1 protein-coding gene is annotated in these 1,263 nt (G+C 59.5%); it reads left to right on the top strand.

Annotation, left to right across the window (positions count from 1 at the left end):
* Window positions 1–556 precede the first annotated feature (556 nt).
* Window positions 557–1,263: LysR family transcriptional regulator (locus EDC31_RS17565; protein ID WP_132127232.1), on the top strand; the 707-nt coding region annotated here is incomplete at its 3' end.

Raw genomic sequence — 1,263 nt, 5'->3', positions numbered from 1 at the left:
ATCGGCATCCTGATCGATCAGGTCTCGCCAGCAGAGTGCGTGAATTTCTTCACCGCAGCAGGGTATGAGCCAGATTGAAAGGAAAATGCTCTAAAGAATGAAGACGGCGATGTAAAAGTTACCGTGACGACATCTAATTGCAAAACCGAAGAACAGGCTCAACATTCTGCCGAGAACTGGGGGATTGTATTGGGTGGATTGAAGGATCTGTTGGAAAATAGATTGGGATGATTTTCCACGCTGTTCAATGTTTTTGATCTGGTGTGGGCCTCTAATCAGTCCAGATCATCGAGATATCGCGACGGAATCTCGCGACTGCTCTTCATGGTGGCGATCCGTTTGTCGATTTTCTGCGGTTCCACATGAAGGAGCACGCGGAGATCATTACAGGGGCGGCAGTTGGGGTTTTCGGCGATGACGCACGGTAGGATCCGATGGACCGGCAGTGGAGCACGTCTGAGCGGTATTGCCCTATGCCGGGCAGGGATCACCGGAATCCCCTGGGGTACCGTGAGCCTTGCCATTCTCACGCTCTAGCCTGCGATAACTACCCGATATGCCGAATGATTGCGCTTTCAACATCCGCGACTTACGACGGGTAATCGCGGTTGCGGAGCATCGCAGCCTGCGTCGGGCGGCTCTGGCCTTGGAGGTCGATCAGGGCACGCTGACGCGCTCGATCCAGGCACTGGAACATGCGCTGCGTATCCCCCTGTTCGAGCGACTACGAACGGGTTCGCGGCTCACGGCGGCGGGTGTGGCGTTCACCAGGATCGCCGCCTCCGTGCTGGAGGGCATGGACGAAGCCATGCTGCATCTGCGCCTGCGGCACAACGGGGTGGTGGGCAGGCTCCGCCTTGGTGTGCAAGCGTCCTTCGCCAGCGGCGCGGTGGCCGCCCTTCTCGAACGGTATCACGCTGAATATCCTGATATAGACCTTCAAGTCACGGACGGCCCGCGTGAGAGATTGCTGCGGGATGTGCTGGGCTCCCGCCTCGACGCCGCGATCGTCATAGCAGGCGAGGGATGGTCCGCCCGAGCCATCCCGCTCGGGCCGGAAAGAGTGCTGGCGGCTGTCGCGCGGGGTCACCCCATTGCGGCGCGCGAGGCGGTGACGTGGTTGGCCCTGTCAGATTGTCTCCTCACACTCCCGCGTCGTGGTGCAGGCATGGAGCTTCGCAAGCTCGGGTTGTACCATGGCATTCTGCCGGAACGCATCATGGTTCATGACGCCGCCATCGATCGGTTGCTGGCACTGGCCCG

Origin of the sequence: Acidomonas methanolica (genome assembly GCF_004346035.1) — a bacterium.
Lineage (GTDB): Bacteria > Pseudomonadota > Alphaproteobacteria > Acetobacterales > Acetobacteraceae > Acidomonas > Acidomonas methanolica.
Note: the sequence above shows the minus strand (reverse complement) of the source record. Positions and strands in the feature narration are given on the sequence as shown.